The sequence below is a fragment of the candidate division WOR-3 bacterium genome, assembly GCA_026418155.1.
Classification (GTDB): domain Bacteria; phylum Hydrothermota; class Tepidihabitantia; order Tepidihabitantales; family CAIPLT01; genus JAOABV01.
The window spans coordinates 16,147-34,221 of sequence record JAOABV010000005.1 but is presented as its reverse complement, the minus strand read 5'-3'; the positions used below and the strand labels follow the sequence as shown (position 1 = coordinate 34,221).

Annotated in this window: 16 protein-coding genes; 10 read left to right on the top strand and 6 right to left on the bottom strand. The window is 35.9% G+C overall.

All coding sequences use genetic code 11. The annotated features are described in order from the left end of the window. Nucleotides 1–308: 308 nt before the first annotated feature. From N2201_01285 to N2201_01260, 6 genes are all read left to right on the top strand, one after another. Entirely contained in the window at nucleotides 309–1,553 is a 1,245-nt protein-coding gene (locus tag N2201_01285) for a M20 family metallo-hydrolase (protein MCX7784854.1), read from the top strand. Nucleotides 1,554–1,625: 72 nt separating this feature from the next. Next, entirely contained in the window at nucleotides 1,626–1,994 is a 369-nt protein-coding gene (locus tag N2201_01280) for a hypothetical protein (GenBank protein MCX7784853.1), read from the top strand. Between the two features lie 39 nt (nucleotides 1,995–2,033). Continuing rightward, the gene (locus N2201_01275; GenBank protein MCX7784852.1) at nucleotides 2,034–3,107 is read left to right on the top strand and encodes a site-2 protease family protein; all 1,074 of its coding nucleotides are present in this window, start codon (nucleotides 2,034–2,036) and stop codon (nucleotides 3,105–3,107) included. Between the two features lie 153 nt (nucleotides 3,108–3,260). Then, complete coding sequence (gene lgt / locus N2201_01270; GenBank protein ID MCX7784851.1) at nucleotides 3,261–4,019, top strand: prolipoprotein diacylglyceryl transferase; 759 nt, start codon at nucleotides 3,261–3,263, stop codon at nucleotides 4,017–4,019. 52 nt (nucleotides 4,020–4,071) lie between these two features. After that, complete coding sequence (locus N2201_01265) at nucleotides 4,072–4,818, top strand: ComF family protein (protein MCX7784850.1); 747 nt, start codon at nucleotides 4,072–4,074, stop codon at nucleotides 4,816–4,818. Nucleotides 4,819–5,124: 306 nt separating this feature from the next. Then, nucleotides 5,125–5,325, top strand: coding sequence for a hypothetical protein (locus N2201_01260; protein ID MCX7784849.1), 201 nt, complete (start codon nucleotides 5,125–5,127; stop codon nucleotides 5,323–5,325). Nucleotides 5,326–5,446: 121 nt separating this feature from the next. Here the strand turns inward: N2201_01260 and nrdD are convergent, their stop codons facing one another. The 6 genes from nrdD to N2201_01230 all read right to left on the bottom strand — a co-directional run bounded on the left by nrdD (nucleotide 5,447) and on the right by N2201_01230 (nucleotide 12,267). Continuing rightward, nucleotides 5,447–7,936 carry an anaerobic ribonucleoside-triphosphate reductase gene (gene nrdD, locus N2201_01255; protein ID MCX7784848.1) on the bottom strand — a complete coding sequence of 830 codons (2,490 nt, stop codon included), beginning with the start codon at nucleotides 7,934–7,936 and terminating at the stop codon, nucleotides 5,447–5,449. 54 nt (nucleotides 7,937–7,990) lie between these two features. After that, a complete protein-coding gene (nrdR, locus tag N2201_01250) occupies nucleotides 7,991–8,464 on the bottom strand; it encodes a transcriptional regulator NrdR (GenBank protein MCX7784847.1) in 474 nt (157 codons plus the stop codon). A 351-nt stretch (nucleotides 8,465–8,815) separates the two neighbouring features. Then, nucleotides 8,816–9,523 (bottom strand): ABC transporter ATP-binding protein, encoded by a 708-nt coding sequence (locus tag N2201_01245; GenBank protein MCX7784846.1) that lies wholly within the window; start codon nucleotides 9,521–9,523, stop codon nucleotides 8,816–8,818. A gap of 1 nt (nucleotide 9,524) precedes the next feature. Continuing rightward, the gene (locus N2201_01240) at nucleotides 9,525–10,313 is read right to left on the bottom strand and encodes an ABC transporter ATP-binding protein (GenBank protein MCX7784845.1); all 789 of its coding nucleotides are present in this window, start codon (nucleotides 10,311–10,313) and stop codon (nucleotides 9,525–9,527) included. Nucleotides 10,314–10,402: 89 nt separating this feature from the next. Then, a complete protein-coding gene (locus N2201_01235) occupies nucleotides 10,403–11,386 on the bottom strand; it encodes a branched-chain amino acid ABC transporter permease (GenBank protein MCX7784844.1) in 984 nt (327 codons plus the stop codon). Continuing rightward, nucleotides 11,383–12,267: a branched-chain amino acid ABC transporter permease gene (locus N2201_01230; protein MCX7784843.1), complete on the bottom strand. Its 885-nt coding sequence runs from the start codon at nucleotides 12,265–12,267 to the stop codon at nucleotides 11,383–11,385. Before N2201_01230 ends, N2201_01235 begins: the two co-directional genes overlap by 4 nt. 1,330 nt (nucleotides 12,268–13,597) lie before the next feature. Between N2201_01230 and N2201_01225 the strand changes: the two genes are divergently transcribed. The 4 genes from N2201_01225 (at nucleotide 13,598) to N2201_01210 (ending at nucleotide 17,693) form a co-directional block, all read left to right on the top strand. Beyond that, nucleotides 13,598–15,001 (top strand): HD domain-containing protein, encoded by a 1,404-nt coding sequence (locus N2201_01225; protein ID MCX7784842.1) that lies wholly within the window; start codon nucleotides 13,598–13,600, stop codon nucleotides 14,999–15,001. 38 nt (nucleotides 15,002–15,039) lie between these two features. Next, nucleotides 15,040–15,987 carry a D-alanine--D-alanine ligase gene (locus N2201_01220; protein ID MCX7784841.1) on the top strand — a complete coding sequence of 316 codons (948 nt, stop codon included), beginning with the start codon at nucleotides 15,040–15,042 and terminating at the stop codon, nucleotides 15,985–15,987. A gap of 126 nt (nucleotides 15,988–16,113) precedes the next feature. Next, the gene (gene recF / locus N2201_01215) at nucleotides 16,114–17,229 is read left to right on the top strand and encodes a DNA replication and repair protein RecF (protein ID MCX7784840.1); all 1,116 of its coding nucleotides are present in this window, start codon (nucleotides 16,114–16,116) and stop codon (nucleotides 17,227–17,229) included. Between the two features lie 155 nt (nucleotides 17,230–17,384). Further along, a complete protein-coding gene (locus N2201_01210) occupies nucleotides 17,385–17,693 on the top strand; it encodes a DUF721 domain-containing protein (protein MCX7784839.1) in 309 nt (102 codons plus the stop codon). Nucleotides 17,694–18,075: the final 382 nt, after the last annotated feature.

Here is an 18,075-nt window from a genome sequence, read left to right as displayed (position 1 = left end):
ATGATTTCAGTATATTTTTAGCAAAAATTTATCTGTTCAGAAGTCTCCTTTGAGAAAACTCTACCAAAACAGATATACTGTTTTTGCTATCTTGTCGAAACCTATGGGTATGGTTCAATAGATAATTGATGCTTGAGACAATTGGGGGTACTGTTTTAGAATTAAAGATTATCATTGATTGAACATTTGCTCAATAACATCGTTTTTACTCTTGCCAACATAAAATTATTTTTGTATAGTGTAATATATTATTTTATAGTGTTATACATTGTGTTATATTGAAATTAATCTTAATTAGGAGCAACAAAATGTGGAAAGATAAAGTTTGGCAAAAGATTAGAGAAACCATTGACGAAGCGAGTTCAGAAATGATTAAATTACAATCTGAACTTGTTGCCCTGCCAGCCATTGGACCCCAAAATGGTGGTCAGGGCGAAGTTGATAAGGCAAATTATCTCTTAAAATACTTAAACGATTTATCCCTTAATGTTAAAGAATATAATGCCCCAGATGATTCAGTGCCTTCAGGTTACCGACCTAATCTTGTTGTACGCTTAGAAGGAATTAATCGTAACCGAACGATTTGGATTATGACCCATCTTGATATTGTGCCGCCTGGACCTAAAGATTTATGGCAGACCGACCCATTCCAAGCCGTAGTAAAAGATGGTAAAATTTTTGGCCGAGGCACAGAAGACAATCAACAAGAAATGGTGGCTTCAATTATCGCAGTAAAGGTCTTAAAATCGTTAGGCTTAGCTCCAAATTATGATGTAGCCCTCTTATTAGTGGCTGATGAAGAGACTGGCAGTAAATTTGGCGCACAATATTTAGTTAACAATCATCCCGAACTATTCAAAAAAGACGATTTATTCATTGTCGCCGATGCTGGTAATGAAGATGGCACTTTACTTGAGATTGCAGAAAAATCGATGCTCTGGTTAAAATTTATTGTTTATGGGAAACAATGTCATGCATCTGCACCTCATCACGGAATAAATGCCCATCGGATTGGTGCTAATTTAATTTGTCACTTAGATAAATATTTTAAGAAAAAATATAAAGTTAAAAACCGATTGTTTTCGCCACCGACCTCAACCTTTGAACCGACAAAAAAAGAGAGCAATGTACCTAACATTAATACGATTCCCGGTGAAGATGTGTTTTATTTTGATTGTCGGATTCTGCCAGAATATGACCTCCAAAATATTTTGACCGATATTCGTGAGGAACTAAATAAGATTGAAAATAAGTTTTCAGCAAAAATTGTCGTCGAACCATTCCAAAGCAATCAGTCCGCACCAATGACTCCATCTAATTCTGATGTGGTCAAATTACTCAAACAAGCAATAAAAAAAGTCTACAATGTCAATGCTAAACCGCGAGGTATTGGCGGTGGAACTGTGGCTGCAATTTTACGAAAGCAAGGTTTTCCTGCGGTCGTCTGGGGAAAATTTGCTAATACTGCTCATCAACCCAACGAATACTGTATAATTGAAAATATGATTGGCGATGCTAAAGTCTATGCTTATCTATTTGGAATGGAAGCGTAGTTTTCTAATTAGATAAAATGTGATAAAAGAAAAATGGTGCAACTTATCTATCTTTAACGATAGTAAAAGAATATGTCTGAGTTAATTAAATTTATAAATACCGAAGGTGTTACCATAAAAGATGACCGCAGTTTTGGTGGCGAAATAGTGATTTTGCCCTTAAAATCAGATGCTAATATTGATGAAGTTATTCTCTTAGTAGTCTCTGATTTAATTAAATTCTTAAATCAGGCAACTGGCAAAATGTATTCAAAGTATCCAATTGCTTATAGTGGCGGATTTCGAATTGGCGAAGCCGGACGCACCACCTACGGACTAAAGGTTTTGCCGGTTGCAAACCGTATTATAATCCAACCAACTGCACTTTTAGAAAGTCTTGATATCTTACGCCGGTATATTCAAAGAATTAGAAGAATGGGAACCTCGAAATCTAACCAATAAAAAAATATGATTCTTAAGCGACGAACATGCGCCTAAACCATGAATGACTATTTAATTGACGAGAAAGAGTTGTCCCAATACATTGAACTTGCTGAAATCCAAGCAACTGGTATCTCAGGAAAGATTCTTCCGCCGTTAGAAGGAAATATTAAAAAACTAAAAGAGTACTTTCTTCAACGGGGTTATCAACCGTTATTCGAAAAGTCTGCTAATAAAATGTATCCTCATCGGATTCATCTAATTACATTACCTGAAACTAAATCGACAATCCAGAAAAATTGGATAAGTTCCAATTATGTCAATCTAATACTATTTGTTGCTACGGTTTTCACTACTTTATTGATTGGTGCGATTAATCGCGGAGGTAACCCTTTTTCTCAAATTAAGGATTTTGCGCTTGGTATACCTTTCTCGTTCTCATTGTTGCTAATCTTAGGCGGTCATGAACTTGGACATTATTTCACTTCTCGGCATTATGGTGTTTCCGTGACGCTACCTTATTTTTTACCAATTCCCCATCCTTTAGTTGGCACAATGGGCGCTTTTATTAGAATTAAATCCATGCTTCCTAATCGACGGGCTTTATTAAGAATTGGCGTTGCCGGTCCAATCATCGGATTTTTAATTGCCCTGCCCATAACGCTTATTGGCATTGCCCATTCCCAAGTTATTCAAATTACTAAAGCCGAATATCAAATTCGACTCGGTGCTCCGCTTTTATTTAACATTTTTACTTTTCTTTTCCATCGCAATATTCCTCAAGGCTATGATTTAGTATTAAGTCCAATGGCATTTGCGGGTTGGTTAGGATTATTTGTTACTGCATTAAATCTGATTCCTGCGGGTCAACTTGACGGTGGCCATATTGCGTATGCGATATTGGGAAGATACCGCAAAATTTTCACATTTTTCCTCATTCCGACAATGGCCGGATTAGGAATACTTTGGCCAGGTTGGTTCTTTTGGATTTTGTTAATTTTAATCACAGGATTAAGACATCCTCAAACTCAAGACGAAATTACTCCCTTAAAAACCAGTGATAAAATTTTGGCGGTTGTTGCTCTTATTATTATGCTCTGTTCTTTTACACCAAATCCGTTTCCAATAAGATAGCCAAAATGAGTATAATATATTTATTCCTATTACACTATATATTTATTCCTATTACACTCACTATATATTTATTCCTATTACACTTATGATAAGAAACCTGTTAATTTACTCTAAATTCTTTTTCAATGACATAAATAAGGAGAATATAAAACTATGCATCCTATAATCTTAAGAATTGGTAATCTTAATATCTATTCTTATGGCTTGTTTCTGTTTATCTCGTTTCTGATTGGAACCAAGATAGTTGAATCTCGGGCAAAAAAATTTGGTGTCCATCCGGATAAAATTACTAATTTGGCACTAATCGTTTTAGTAGCAGTTATAGTAGGAGCAAGATTGTTTTATGTCATTTTTCATTGGTCAGAATTTGCTGATGATTTAATTGGTATCATTGCATTTTGGCGTGGTGGATTAGGTGGGTTGATGTTTTATGGTGGATTTCTTTTTGGCTTGTTGTTTGGTATCCTTTATGCTAAAAAAGAAAAGATGCCCTTATTAAAAATGCTTGATGCGATTGCTCCAGCAGTTGTCCTCGGCGAATTCTTTACCCGCATCGGTTGTTTTCTTAATGGCTGTTGTTTTGGCAAACCGACTAATTCGTTATTAGGAGTTGTATTTCCTAAACATTCGGCTGCAGGATATACTTTTGATTGTCCAGTTCATCCGACCCAACTTTATTCATCCTTGGCCGGACTGCTACTTTTCATTTTAGCATTAATATTAGAAAAGAAACATCTTAAGCCAGGAATATTATTTGGCATTATCCTTTTACTTTATTCATTATTTAGATTCGGGATAGATTTTGTTAGATATTATGAAAACTCAACCAATTTTTGGGTTAATCAAATCGTTGCGTTAAGTTTAGCGATATTTGCAATCATCTTTATAATTATTAGGACAAGAAGTAAGTAATAGTTATTATTGTATTAAATTCCAGCAGAAATAATTTGGCAGAGATTCAAATATGATTCTAAAGATATTAAAACATCTCTCAGGTGCTTTGTTAGATTTTATATTTCCACCACGCTGTTATGGGTGTGACAAAGATATTGAGCAAGGATTTATCTGTGATAAATGTTTTATTCAAGTTACGACTAATGTCTTGGGCATTTGTTCGGTTTGTGGAATGCCCAAAGATTGGGATGAGCAATGTGAACATCCCAATTTCAAGTCCGGGGTAAGAACTCAATTCCTTAGCCGAATCCGAGCATTAGGTAAATATCAGATGCCTTATAAAGGACTGGTTCATAATTTCAAATATCACAACAAAAGAAAAATTGCTCAAGTTTTAGGTTTGGGATTAGGTAATGTTATCAATTCAGACCCGATTTTGAGTCGGGCAGATTTTATTGTGCCGATTCCATTACATCCTGCTCGATTAAGAGAACGCGGATATAATCAGTCACTACTCCTTGCGCAAGAAACCGCCTTTAATTCCGGGTTAACCTTACTGGATTGTTTGCAACGCAAGAAAAATACCAAATCCCAAACTCAACTTGACTATACGGCAAGAACGGAAAATATCAGAGAGGCATATCGTCTTAAACAAGACCTAAATGTTTCTTTAGAAAATAAAAGAGTGATTCTAATTGACGATGTAATTACCACAGGCGCAACATTATCAGAAGCAAGCAGGATTCTACTTCAAAATGGAGCAAAAGAAGTTTATGGGCTGGTCGTAGCCACAGCCCGTGTTAGAGAACTAATTTAACTTATTGTCTTTCCGATCAAAGCACAATACCAGAAGATATATTTAATCTAAAAATGAGCGCCCCTTACGGGAAAAAGAAAAGATAAATAAAGATAAAAAATTAATATATATATGAGTAAAAAGCAGGTCCGACCTGCTAAATGTTTTATTAAGAGGCCTGCTTGGCTTAATAGACAGAAGATTAGACAACTTGCTGTGTTATCCCATTGATAATTTAGAGGTTAAATCATTCGGTCACTTAAAGGACAATCTAAATATCAGTAGATTGGGCGGGTAGAAGGGTATGCAGGCGGGTTGCCGAGGGGTATGCCCCCCGGCCTGCCCCCTGGCTTGCCGACCGGCTCACCGAGACGACAACCGATAATGCCGATCAGGCTGGTAAGTTTAAGTTCCAGTTATGTCCAACTCTTAACTTTTTCTATCTTTTTAAGGTGGGGAAAATATTATTCTTTAGTAAATCCACCCTTATATCTATCTCTTAGTTCTGCTTTTTTGCCTAAATTCTAACCAGAAACTTGCGAAAATAACCGGTTACTCTGGTAATATGGTCAACATCTAAAGATTCACAATAAGGACAAGTATCTCGTAATCCACGTGCAGTCTTAAAGTATTATCTAATATTAAAGTATTATCTAATACCACCCTTATATCTATCTCTTAGTTCTGCTTTTTTGCCTAAATTCCAACCAGAAACTCGGGAAAAATAACCGGTTACTCTGGTAATATGGTCAACATCCAAAGATTCACAATAAGGACAAGTATCTCGTAATCCACGAGCGGTCTTAAAGCAGTTATTACATGTAGTAAACTCTGGTGAGAAGGCGATTTGGGCATTATGCGAGTTTCTAAAGGTCTTTTCCACAAAATTAGCAATTGCTTCTTTAGGTGGTTTAGCATCTGCCAGCCAAATATGAGTCAATGCTCCGGCTTCAATCATATCGTGAAATTTTCCTTCTTTTATCACTCGTTCAATTGGGTCAATGGGTAGGCCAACATTAAGATATGTAGAATTGGTATAATAGACCGCACCATCGCGAATACTACCTTTTACTACTTTGTTAGCGCAGTCAGGATAATATTGTAAATCCAGTTTGGCAAATCGATAAGCCGTAGACTCGGCCGGAGTTTGTTCTAAAACAAATCGCAGACCATATTTTTCTGAAAGTTTTCTGGTCTCGTCGCGAATAAAGGCAATGGTTCTTAATCCAAACAAGAAGACATCGTCATCCTCGTGTAATTCTTTGCCCAAATGATACTGCACCATTTCATTTAATCCCAAAATGCCAATAAGATAGGTTGCGCGATGCATTCTTAAATAACTTTCACCATCTCGGTCCATTGTTAATAATGCTAATGGGCCGTCATTTTTTAATGACAGAAGTCTTTCCAAGAATGCTTTTTTCTGTAAATGACCTTCAGCCGCTAAGTTCAGTTGTCTTTTAATATTTGCCCATAACATTTCATCTTGATGATTTGCCTGATATGCGGCACGAGGCAAATTAAGAGTTACATTCTGAATTGCAGAATATCTCATTTTCCAAGGCCGGTCCGCATCTTCTAAATCGGATTTTTCTAACTTAAATGAGAGCCGACAGCATTCTGATACTTTTGCGGTCTCGCCCCGGTCTAAAACAAAATAGGTATTGCCTTTTTCACTGGCAACCTCAGAGATATGATATAAGAAATCCTGCCAGCCGGGTGTTTGGAAGAATCGTTCCGTAATATGGACTAAGGGTTTAGGAAAGAAGAAGGGTCTTCCTGAGGCATCTCCCTCTTTATAGACATCAAAGATTGCCCAGACAAATCTTTGGGCTTCAGGTAAATAGTCAGCATACTTCTTGCCCGTATATTCGCCACCAGGACCAATTGCTGGAGTATTTTCAAAATGTTTCGGAATTTCCCAATAGAGATTTAAATCGGAAAAGATTGCTTGACCACCCCGAGCAACATTTTGTTGCGAGTATTCAAAGATTAACATTTGGGCTAATTGATGAATCTCTCTATCACTCATTCCCACCAGAAATGGTGCAAAATAAAGGTTAACCGCATCCCAGCCAATTGCGCCGGCAAAATGTCCTTGCAAGGCAGCGGAAAATTTTACCATATGAGCCAAAAGTGTTTCCGGGTGTTTTGCCGGCTTAGCAATAGATAATGCACTGGGTAGACTCAACCCAAACTTTTTGACATATTCCAATGATTGTCCAGAACAATATGGTCGGTCAATAAAACCTAAGTCGTGAAGATGGATATCGCCTTTTCGATGGGCTTCAGCAATATCTTCCGAAAAAACTGCCGATAACGCGTATTGTTTCTTAATCGATTCGGCTAAAGTCATATTCGTGGCTTCAGGATTATGCGGCGTATTGGCATTCTCTTTGTTACGATAGAGAAGAATTTTTTCCACATCATACAAGGGAACGCCCAATCGAGCATGCCATTTTCTGGTTTCACCCAGACCATGTTCAATTAACTTAGCATTTACAACTTCACGAATTAAACTTGAGGTAATAAAATTAACATCCGAAGTTAAAATTACATCTTCTACTTCTTCCGCAATCTTTTCGGCTAAACTGGTTGCCAGATTGGCTTCTCGAACTAATGCAGAAACAATTCTCGAGCGGTCCCAATGTAAAATTCTATCATCCGTAGTTCTAACAAATAAAGCATAATCAGTGGCTTCTAAAGGCTGTTGTTTTACGGCTTTTTCTAAGGCGCGTTTTTTTCTTAATTGGCTCCTCTTTTCTCGATATAGGATAAATGCTTTGGCAGTTTGGGCATGTCCCTCTTCAATTAAGACTTTTTCTATGGCATCTTGAATTTCTTCTACTGCTGGAATTTTTTTGACATTCTTATATTTATTATATAAATACAAAACTACTTTATCTGCAAGTTCTGAGGCTAATTTACGGTCTTCACCTCCAACTGACCGTGCCGCCTTAAAAATGGCATTAGTAATTTTCTCTTTATCAAATTCGTGTATTTTCCCGTCACGTTTCGCAACATAACGAAAAATATAATTTTCTTCTTTGTCCTTACTTACCGCTCGCATTTCGGATTTGACATTAGACTGTGATACCTCTTTGTCAAGCGGTAAATCATTATTAAAACTATCAGTCATTAGTGTCTCCTTTCCCTAACTAATTAATCCTTTAATATTATTGAGATATGCATCTTACCTATAGTTTGATGGTCTTTTGGCCAAATTCATTTTTTGCATAATTTGAGCGAACTCATTGATGTTTTGAAATCGGCGATAAACTGAAGCAAATCGCACATAGGCAACTTGGTCTAAATGAATTAATTTTGCTAAAACCATTTCACCTAATTCTTTAGATTCGACTTCTAATTTATATTCATCCGCCAGTTCGTTTTCAATTTCTGAAACAATCTTTTCAATTGTTGCCCGACTAACTGGCCGTTTAGTACAAGCCAGGGCAATACCTGAAATAAGTTTATCCCGGTCGTAAGGTTCGCGTCTGCCATCACTTTTGATAATCATTAGCGGTGTCCGTTCCACATATTCATAAGTTGTAAATCGGCGATGGCAGGACCGGCATTCGCGCCGGCGACGCACTGCAATCCCTTCTCGCACAATCCGCGAATCAATTACTCGGTCATTATCTTTCTCACAAAAAGGACACTTCATATTGTATGAATAGCATCATAGAATCAATATATTGTATTGTCAAGAAAAATTTTTAAGAAGTTAATATTCCATCGGATGCTTGAAAAATATACATTTTTAGCCTTATCAAAATTTTTCTTTTGAGAATTTTTTGAATTTTTTGTTTAGGGTATTTCCGATAATGTAAATCAATAAGTTATGTGTGGTAATCTCTAATAAGAAATCTGGGAAAAAGTATTTTCATAGTTGAACTTAAATAAGTCAAATTGCCCAATTTGTTTTTAGATTGTTAATTATGAAATTGCAGTGACAATTTGCTTCAGATAATTCATTTATCATTTTTTTTATCCGAGATTTGTGATGCAGTGTTATCTATTCGCCTAAGTAAGCGGATTTAACTCGTGGGTCTTCTCTTAATTCACAGGCTTTGCCGGACAAAACTATTTTACCAGTTTCTAAAACATATGCCCGATGCGCAGTATTTAATGCCATATTGGCATTCTGTTCTACTAAAAGAATTGTTGTTCCTTGTTGATTAATTTCTTGAATGATGGAAAAAATTTCGGAAACTAAAATGGGAGATAATCCCATTGATGGTTCGTCGAGCATTAAAAGTTCTGGTTGGGACATAAGACCACGTGCCATTGCCAGCATTTGTAATTCGCCGCCGGATAAAGTTCCGGCTGGTTGTTTTAACCGCTCCTTTAAGCGCGGAAAAGACTTAAAGACCCGGTTTAGTCCTTGCTCAATTTTATTTTTATCATTAGTATTATAAGCACCTAATCGTAAATTCTCATACACAGTCAAATTGGGAAATGGTTTTCGTCCTTCAGGCACATGGGCAATGCCTAACCGCGCAATTTTATAGGCCGGGAAATTAGTGATCTCTTGTCCGTTAAAGACAATTTTACCGTTGGCAGATTTAACTATTCCTGAAATCGTGTTGAGAATTGTTGTCTTACCTGCGCCATTAGCACCAATCAGAGTTACAATCTCACCTTTAGTTAGTTCGAACGAGATATTATTAATTGCCTTTATCATTCCATAAGTAACTGACAAGTTTTCAATGCGTAACCACATCTTATCTATTAATACATTCTACGGATTTACCTAAATAGGCTTCAATTACTTTCGGGTCATTTTGAATTTCTTCGGGTTTACCTTGGCTAATAATTTCGCCAAAATCCATAACGACCACGCGTTCACAAATTCCCATTACGACTCGCATCTGGTGTTCGATTAATAATATCGTTAATTTGAATTTATTTCTAATAAAATGGATAAGTTCCATCAGATTTTTGATTTCGGCAGGATTCATTCCTGCGGCCGGCTCATCTAAAAGCAAAAGTTTTGGTTCTGAGACTAAAGCGCGGGCAATTTCTAATTTTCGTTGTTCGCCGTACGGCAGATTTTTTGCAACCTCATACGCCCTATCTGCTAATCCAAAAGTTTCTAAGACACTTAATGCCTTCTCGTAAATTTCCTTTTCTGTTTTAAGAAACTTTCGGCTACGGAAAATGCTATGACCAAGTCCATAATCAACTTTATGATTATAGGCAATACGGACATTATCTAAAACGGAAAGTGATGAGAAAAGTCGGATGTTTTGAAAAGTTCGGGTTATACCTCTTTGCGCGATTTGATGCGGTTTTAATTGAGTAATATCTTCACCGAAAAATTTAATTGAGCCACTACTTGGCACATACATCCCAGTAATAAGATTAAAAACCGTGGTCTTACCAGCACCATTAGGTCCAATTAATCCAACCAATTCGTTTTCAGCAATGGTCAGATTAAAGTTTGACACTGCTTTCAATCCGCCAAAATAGCGACTAAGATTTGTTATTTCTAAAACAGACGCTCGATTCATCGTTTTTTTAGTATCATAAAAATTTAAATTCTTTATTGTCCGAAATTTCGCTCGTCTTAAATCTCATAATTAGGATTAATTGACATGGTTCATCGCTTTTCTTGATATTGTAAAAACTTAAACTCTTTACCGCCAAAAATTCCACTCGGTCGGAATATCATAATTAGAATTAAAAGAATCGGATAGATTACCAAGCGCCAATCTAAAATTGCTTCAGGTAAAACAACTCTTAATCCTTCTAAAATCAATACCCAAAGCACTGCAGCCATAATCGTACCGGAAATACTCGCCATTCCACCTAAGACGACAATGAGCAAAACATCAATTGATTTTAAGAAATCAAAGTTTTGCGGATGAAGAAATGAATAAAGATGAGCATAAAGTCCACCGGCAATACCCGCATAGATTGAACCAATTACAAAGCCTAGTGTCTTATATTTGGTCGTATTGATACCAACTGCTTCTGCAGCAATCTCATCTTCGCGCACTGAAATTAAAGCCCGTCCGGGTGCCGAGTTGATAAGATTCCGCAGAATTATCACGGCAAAAATAACAAGTAAAAAGACCCAAGTAAAATTAGTTAATTTGGTAATGCCGACCATACCTCTGGAGCCACCAAGCACCGGGAAAACCGCATCTGCATTATCAAATAAAACTTTCACAATAATTCCAAAACCGAGTGTTGCAATCCCTAAATAATCACTGCGTAGACGAAGAATCGGTAATCCGATGATAAAAGCAATAATTCCTGCTAATAATGCGCCAGCCACAAGTCCGACGATTAAGAGAAAACTATTATTAAAATTTGCCATACGGATAACAAACGCCGAAGTATAAGCGCCGATACCAAAAAATGCCGCGTGACCTAATGAAAATTGTCCCGTAAAACCATAGATTAAATTTAACCCTAATGCCGAAATCGTCATCACGCCCGCATAACAAATAATCTGTTGCCAATAAGGATTAATTATTTGTCTCGACATTAAGACTTGGATTGTAACATAAATTATAACAACAATTGCGATGATTTGAAGTTTTGATATTTGATTTTTGATTTTTGATTTTGCTTTCATACTTTTTCAATAGCACTTTTACCTAATAGTCCGGCAGGTTTTACTAAAAGCACAATTAATAATACTAAAAATGCAATTGCATCGCGCATTGTTGATGAGATATAAGCCGAACTTAACACTTCAACCATTCCCATAATTCCGGCACCGAGCATTGCACCAGGAATAATGCCAATTCCACCGAGCACCGCGGCAACAAATGCTTTCAGTCCCGGCATAATACCCATAAACGGATTGATTTGGGGATAAGCAATACCATAAAGCACACCACCGGCGCCGGCTAATGCTGAGCCAATACCGAATGTTATGGAAATAATCAAATCAATATTAATTCCCATTAACTGAGCAGTATTTTTGTCAAACGCTACGGCCCGCATTGCCATACCGGTTTTAGTTTTAGAAACAAAAAGTTCCAGTAATACCATTAGACAGATTGCAACAACAAAGACAATGATTTGGATATTAGAAATTGTTAACTGCCCAAGATTAAAATTGACAATCGGAAATGGTCTGGGATAGGCTAAATAGTTTGGACCAAAGACAAATTTCAGACTACAGAAGTTTTCTAAAAACAGCGAAACACCCAGTGCGGTGATGAGACAAGCAATTCTTGGCGCATGGCGCAATGGCTTATAGACTAATCGTTCAATTACCATTCCTAAAACTGCGCAACCGAGCATGGCGCATAACAAGGCAAGAGGAAATGGCAAGTTGAATCTTAATATCGCATAAAAACCCAAATAAGCACCAACCATAAAGACATCGCCATGAGCAAAATTGATTAAACGGATAATGCCATAGACCATAGTATAACCCAAAGCGATGAGTGCGTAGACTGAACCTAATTGCAACCCATTAATAATTTGTTGGACAAAATAAATCACAACCAATAATAGAAAAAAATCAGAAATAATCAAGAGGGGAATATGGTAAATAGAACAGGCGATTACACAATACAAAATACTTCAGAAAAAAAGAAATTCAACTTCTAAACGGAATTTATTTTTATTGTCTTGAAGCAGGTGCGTATTCGGCGACGAAGAAGATGGTAATTGTCAGATAGGAGTGAATAGCGAGAACAGAACGAAATTAGTAAAAATTTATAGAAATACGATAGAAACTTATTAAAACTAAAGAGAAACTGATAGAAATTCGATAGAAATTTATTGATAACCAATTAGTAGATTCTTTTGTTGAAACGAGTTTGGAGTAGAATGACAAATCAGGCGCCGAGGAATCGCCGCCCATTATTCTACAGCCACGGATGAAAACAGATATACCCAGTTTTTAAAATAAATCTTGTGAAATCAATGGTTGAAACTTTATTTTGTCTTTTCCGAGTGAACCAGTTTAGGCGATAGTTTATGACATAATGAGCGCAGTTTTCTATAACCCGAAAGACTTTCTCTTTTGATCCCTAATAAACGACATCTTAAACTCATTATTAAGTAATCTTTTAAGGATTTATTTAACCGCTCTTTTATGAACCATCTTATCTGCGATTTTGCGTGTTGTAATAGGAGTGAATTTGAAAGTTCTTTTTTTATTGGTTCCGAATTCGCAATCCAGCCTACCCCACTATACCCCTTGCAAGTAGTTGTTAAAGATTAGTTATTGATTTTTAGAAGGTTAAATAAAATTTGACTTAATTTGGATTTTGCCTATAAAACATAATCTTTTTATGTTTAGTCGGCATATTATTAAAAAGAGAAATAGTATTGTCGTTTGCGTCAAATTGCTTGCCTGTGAATAGAATATAGGAATTTTTGATAAAGAAAGCCTAAATGCTTATAAGCGGTTGTGTTCTGAGAGTATGGTTTAAGTGCAAAAGGTAATAAGAGAAAAATATTGTTCTGAAAAGCGTTGTTATTTTTTATTATTTTGATAGGAGACACGCGTTTTTAGTCAGAGAAATACTGACATAAATATATCTGCTGGATAAGTTAGCCTCAAGATTTTTGCGTCTGTAATCAATAATTAACAAGTTAGCCTTTCGCTTTTATCGGATAGGGATTTTTACTACCCTCAATAAAACTACTTGATATATTTGTCCTGCGTTGACTCTTTTAGGAGCATAAAGAATTTTTGCTGAACTCTTCGCTAAAAGAAAGTTTGACTTTTCCAAAGCATTTTATTATGATTAGATATTGCCGCTGAGACTAATAAATTTTATTTTTCTTTGTATTCAGTGGCTTATAAATAAATGTGGTATTTATGCAAAAAAATTTGGTATTAGCAAAATTATTAGCCGATGAGAAATTACGCTCGGTTTTTAAAGAACTTATTCATATTATCAATTCACGAAAGATTTATTTAGTTGGCGGTGCAATTCGGGATGTGCTCTTAAACCACACCCCGGTCGATTTTGATTTTGCGGTTTCTGGGTCTGGTATTGAATTTGCCCGAAAGTTTTCTAAAAAGATTAAAGGTAGTTTTGTATTACTTTCTCATGAAGATGATTCAGCCCGAGTAGTGATAGGACACAAACAAACTGATGAAGCACAGATTATTTTTGATTTTAATGGCTTTGGCAATAGCACGATTGACCATGACCTACGGCGTCGGGATTTTACAATTAACGCCTTGGCAATAAACTTAAGACAACCAACACGAATAATTGATAAGTTTTCTGGCTTGCGACATCTTAAGCAAAGAAAGATTGTATCTGTGTCAAATACTTCATTAGCCGATGACCCTTTACGTATCTTACGGGCATTCCGCTTAGCCTTAGAACTAAATTTTTCCGTTAATAAGAAAATCTTAACTGGCGCCAAAAAATTAAATCTAACAGCAATTGCGCCCGAACGCATCTCTTACGAACTATTACGGATCTGCGAACAACCCAAATCTTTTCCTTACATAAAAATTTTATATCAAACAGGTTTAATGAATCAACTTTTTCCTTTAGCCAGTAAACTTTTTGCTGATGTGGCTGTAATGCAACACTCCTTACGGACTTATCAGAAATTAGAGATGATTCTACATAAACCATCTTTCTTCTCTCAGTATCGCAAAGAGTTTAACGCCTATTTTTCCGCAATGCCTTTTCGTCGGGCTTTACTGAAACTGGCAGGACTTTTTCATGATGTGGCGAAACCTCATACTCAATTTGAGACCGAAGAAGGCGATATCCATTTTTATGGTCACGATAATCTGGGCGCGAAAATTGTCCAAAGAATTGCTTCAGAAAATCTCCGGCTTTCGCGAAAACAAACCATAATGTTGAAGACTTTAATTGCATATCATATGCGTCTGCATCTTTTGGCAACTGCACCAACTATAAGTGACCGGGCAATCCGACGATTCTTTCGAGATTTAGGTGACGAGTATTTAGGCTTAATGATGCTTACATATGCTGATGGTTATGCCACTGCTCGTAAGACCCAACACTTAGAACTAACCATTACTCGAATGATGCAATTGAAACATACCGACGAGTCGAAGCCTAAGATAAAACGATTGGTCAATGGTGACGATTTAATTGCCTTAGGTTATAAGCCCGGTCCAATATTTAAGACAATTCTTCAAGAATTGGAGGATTTACAATTAGAAGGTAAAATTACGACTAAAGCAGAAGGACTTGAATATGTTAAAACTAATTTCCCCAAGTCGATTTAGGTCTAATTCGCACTTAAATAAAATCTAAAAAGAACAATATGGTTTCTGCAAACGATTTAAGAAAATTGAAAAAGATGCGGATTGGTGTCATTATGGGTGGTTGGTCAAGTGAGCGGGAAATCTCTTTGCGTTCTGGAGAAAATATCTACCAATCATTAAAACGACAAGGATTTAATGCGGTTAAAATTGATATTAACTATAATTTTGCCCAACAGATTACAGATGCAAAAATTGACCTTGCTTTTATTGCTTTGCATGGCAAGCCGGGTGAAGACGGCACAATTCAAGGCTTTTTAGAATTATCCGGAATTCCTTATACTGGTTCTGGAGTTTTGGCATCAGCCATTGGTATGGATAAGATAACCACCAAAAGACTTTGGGAATATGCCGGCATTCCGACACCACCTTATTGGCTAATTTCTTCGCATCAAACAACAATAAAAGAGGCGATTAGAACTGCTCAGAAAAAATTAGGTTTTCCAATGATATTAAAACCACGAGCCGAAGGCTCAAGTGTTGGCTGTGTAATAATCGATAACCCCAAAATGCTACTAAATGAATGCATTGAAGGTGTAAAAAAATTTGGCGATATATTCTTAGAAAAGTTTATTTCCGGAATGATTGCCACAGTTGGCATTTTAGGAGATAGGGCATTACCGATATTAGAACTTGTGCCTAAGTATCAGCGATTCTATGATTATAAAGCAAAATATACTAAAGGTGAAACAGAATTCATTATTCCTGCTCGTATTCCCAAACCACTCTACAGAAAAATTCAAAATTTAGCCTTGTTGGGTCACAAAGTTATTGGCGCAAAAGGTTATTCGCGCATCGATTTAATTGTATCAAAAGGGAAACCTTATTTTTTAGAAATCAATACCCTACCAGGAATGACCGAACTTTCGGATTTGCCAGCCCAAGCAAAACATATTGGAATTAGTTATGATGAGTTAGTATTAGAAATATTAAAATCAGCCCTGAAGTAATAAACTGAAATATACTATAAGAAGAATTATTATATAACAAATTTTATGAAGACACAAAACCTTGTGAAAATAGTAGCCCACTCTTTTATATTTTTATTTTTTTGATATTTAATCTTTAATATATTAATGTATCTGGAACAGATTCGCTTCGAAGGTATAAGAAATCTCAAGGATGCTGAACTTGTTTTCAGCCCTTATGCAAATTATCTTTTTGGTGCTAATGGCGCAGGTAAGACTTCGCTTTTAGAATCAATCCATTATCTGGCAGTCGGAAGGTCTTTTCGCACTTATCGGGATAGCGAAATATTAAAGTTTAATGCCGAATATTTTAAGATTTTCGGATTAGCCCGACTTAGCCCTGAAGACCCACAATTCGACTCCTCTGCGACTTTTTCCGCAGAAATCCGATTCAGTCCTCAAGGAAAAGTTGCTTATCGTCAAAATCATAAACAAGATAAACTTTCTTCCTATTTAGGTTGGCTACCAGTAGTAACAATCCTTTTATCGGATATTGATTTGGTTGCTGGTTCACCTCATCTCAGACGAAATTTTTTAGATTTGGCCATATCTAAAGTGAATAAATCTTATTTACAGCATTTAATTGAATATCGTCGAGTTTTAGCCCAACGCAATAAATTATTACAAGAGCAAGCAAACTCTCTGCATTATGAAGTTTGGGAATCGGCTTTGGCTAAATATGCCGATTTGATTCTCAAAGTGCGAGAGCAAGTTTTGCCTCAACTACTCAATTCGGCACAAAAATTTTTAAGAACATTTTTACCTAACCGCAATATTAATTTTGAGTATCAAACAACAATTCTTGAGCAAATGCATCGTCAAAAAGAAATCCAAAAGATGCTTGCCGCAAATCGAGTAAAAGAACAGGAATTAGGATATACCACGATTGGTCCGCATCGCGATGATATTGTCATAAAAGAATCCAACTTACCGATAAAAAAATTCGCCTCTGAGGGCGAAATGCGACTTACCGCACTTTCCTTAAAAATGGCTGAAGCCGAATTCTTAAAGACCAATTATTGCACACCGCTCTTTCTGTTAGATGAAGTCGCAGCTGAACTTGATTATAATAACACTAAAAAACTTTTAGCCTTAATTGCCGAGCAAGGTCAATTTTTTTATGCCTCGGCTAAAGAACTCAAAGACAAAACTGACCATAGTAAACCAGGAAAAATATTTTATATCGACAATGGCGAAATCAAAAAAGTTGAAGACCTTGCGTGATTTATTCTTTGGCTAACCAACAAAATCAAGAAACTTAAAACAATTAGGTGATTTATTTTATGTAAAGAGAAAAGCAACAAAATGAACCCTTTAGAAATTTATTTTATGTCGAAACCAATAAAATCAAAAGAATGAACTATTAGGCAATTTACCGTATGTCAAAGCAAATAAAACCTAAAAAATTGAAACCCCTGGCTGATTTATTACCCAGAGTCTTTGACAAATTAGGACTTACCCCAAAACTTGTTCAAGAACAGGTAATCTCATTATGGCCTAAAGCAGTTGGTGAGCAAATTGCCAAAAATGCCCGACCAATTAAAATTAAAGGTAAGACCTTAATAGTCTTGGTCTCAAATCCGATTTGGCGCAATGAATTAATATTTCTCAAATCAAAGATAATTAACAAATTAAACGTCCAAATCGGTGAAAAGGCAATTACGGATATTAAGTTTCGACTCAAATAAAAAATATTTTGTGTTTTTAAATTTGTCTAATAGACTCTCGGTTCTGTAAGAAACATTACTCTTCACTCCAATAAAACTGAAAAAATTATTTCCCAAAATTACTTTTTCCTAATGGAAATATCTCACAACTCCAAAATTTAACTCAAAATAGTACTAAATAATGCTTCCCTTTAAGATTAATCTATTATTTTTAGATAAGTAAATCTACACTACAAAGATCATAAATATAAAATTTTAACTTTAATAATACTAAATATTACTTTCCTTAAAGATTGGTCTATTATTTTTAGATAGAGATAGATAGAACTATACGACGAAAATCCTAAATATAAAATTTCAACTCAAATAGCACTATACCTTACTTTCCTTTAACATTGGGATA

Excerpts from the sequence above, each read along its gene's own strand:
- nrdR (MCX7784847.1), bottom strand. The coding sequence starts at position 8,464 with ATGAAGTGTCCTTTTTGTGAGAAAGATAATGACCGAGTAATTGATTCG.
- N2201_01265 (MCX7784850.1), top strand. The coding sequence starts at position 4,072 with ATGATTCTAAAGATATTAAAACATCTCTCAGGTGCTTTGTTAGATTTT.
- N2201_01260 (MCX7784849.1), top strand. The coding sequence starts at position 5,125 with ATGCCCCCCGGCCTGCCCCCTGGCTTGCCGACCGGCTCACCGAGACGA.
- nrdD (MCX7784848.1), bottom strand. The coding sequence starts at position 7,936 with ATGACTGATAGTTTTAATAATGATTTACCGCTTGACAAAGAGGTATCA.
- N2201_01280 (MCX7784853.1), top strand. The coding sequence starts at position 1,626 with ATGTCTGAGTTAATTAAATTTATAAATACCGAAGGTGTTACCATAAAA.
- N2201_01225 (MCX7784842.1), top strand. The coding sequence starts at position 13,598 with ATGCAAAAAAATTTGGTATTAGCAAAATTATTAGCCGATGAGAAATTA.
- N2201_01235 (MCX7784844.1), bottom strand. The coding sequence starts at position 11,386 with ATGAAAGCAAAATCAAAAATCAAAAATCAAATATCAAAACTTCAAATC.
- N2201_01275 (MCX7784852.1), top strand. The coding sequence starts at position 2,034 with ATGAATGACTATTTAATTGACGAGAAAGAGTTGTCCCAATACATTGAA.
- N2201_01245 (MCX7784846.1), bottom strand. The coding sequence starts at position 9,523 with ATGTGGTTACGCATTGAAAACTTGTCAGTTACTTATGGAATGATAAAG.
- N2201_01240 (MCX7784845.1), bottom strand. The coding sequence starts at position 10,313 with ATGAATCGAGCGTCTGTTTTAGAAATAACAAATCTTAGTCGCTATTTT.
- N2201_01210 (MCX7784839.1), top strand. The coding sequence starts at position 17,385 with ATGTCAAAGCAAATAAAACCTAAAAAATTGAAACCCCTGGCTGATTTA.
- lgt (MCX7784851.1), top strand. The coding sequence starts at position 3,261 with ATGCATCCTATAATCTTAAGAATTGGTAATCTTAATATCTATTCTTAT.
- N2201_01220 (MCX7784841.1), top strand. The coding sequence starts at position 15,040 with ATGGTTTCTGCAAACGATTTAAGAAAATTGAAAAAGATGCGGATTGGT.
- N2201_01285 (MCX7784854.1), top strand. The coding sequence starts at position 309 with ATGTGGAAAGATAAAGTTTGGCAAAAGATTAGAGAAACCATTGACGAA.
- recF (MCX7784840.1), top strand. The coding sequence starts at position 16,114 with ATGTATCTGGAACAGATTCGCTTCGAAGGTATAAGAAATCTCAAGGAT.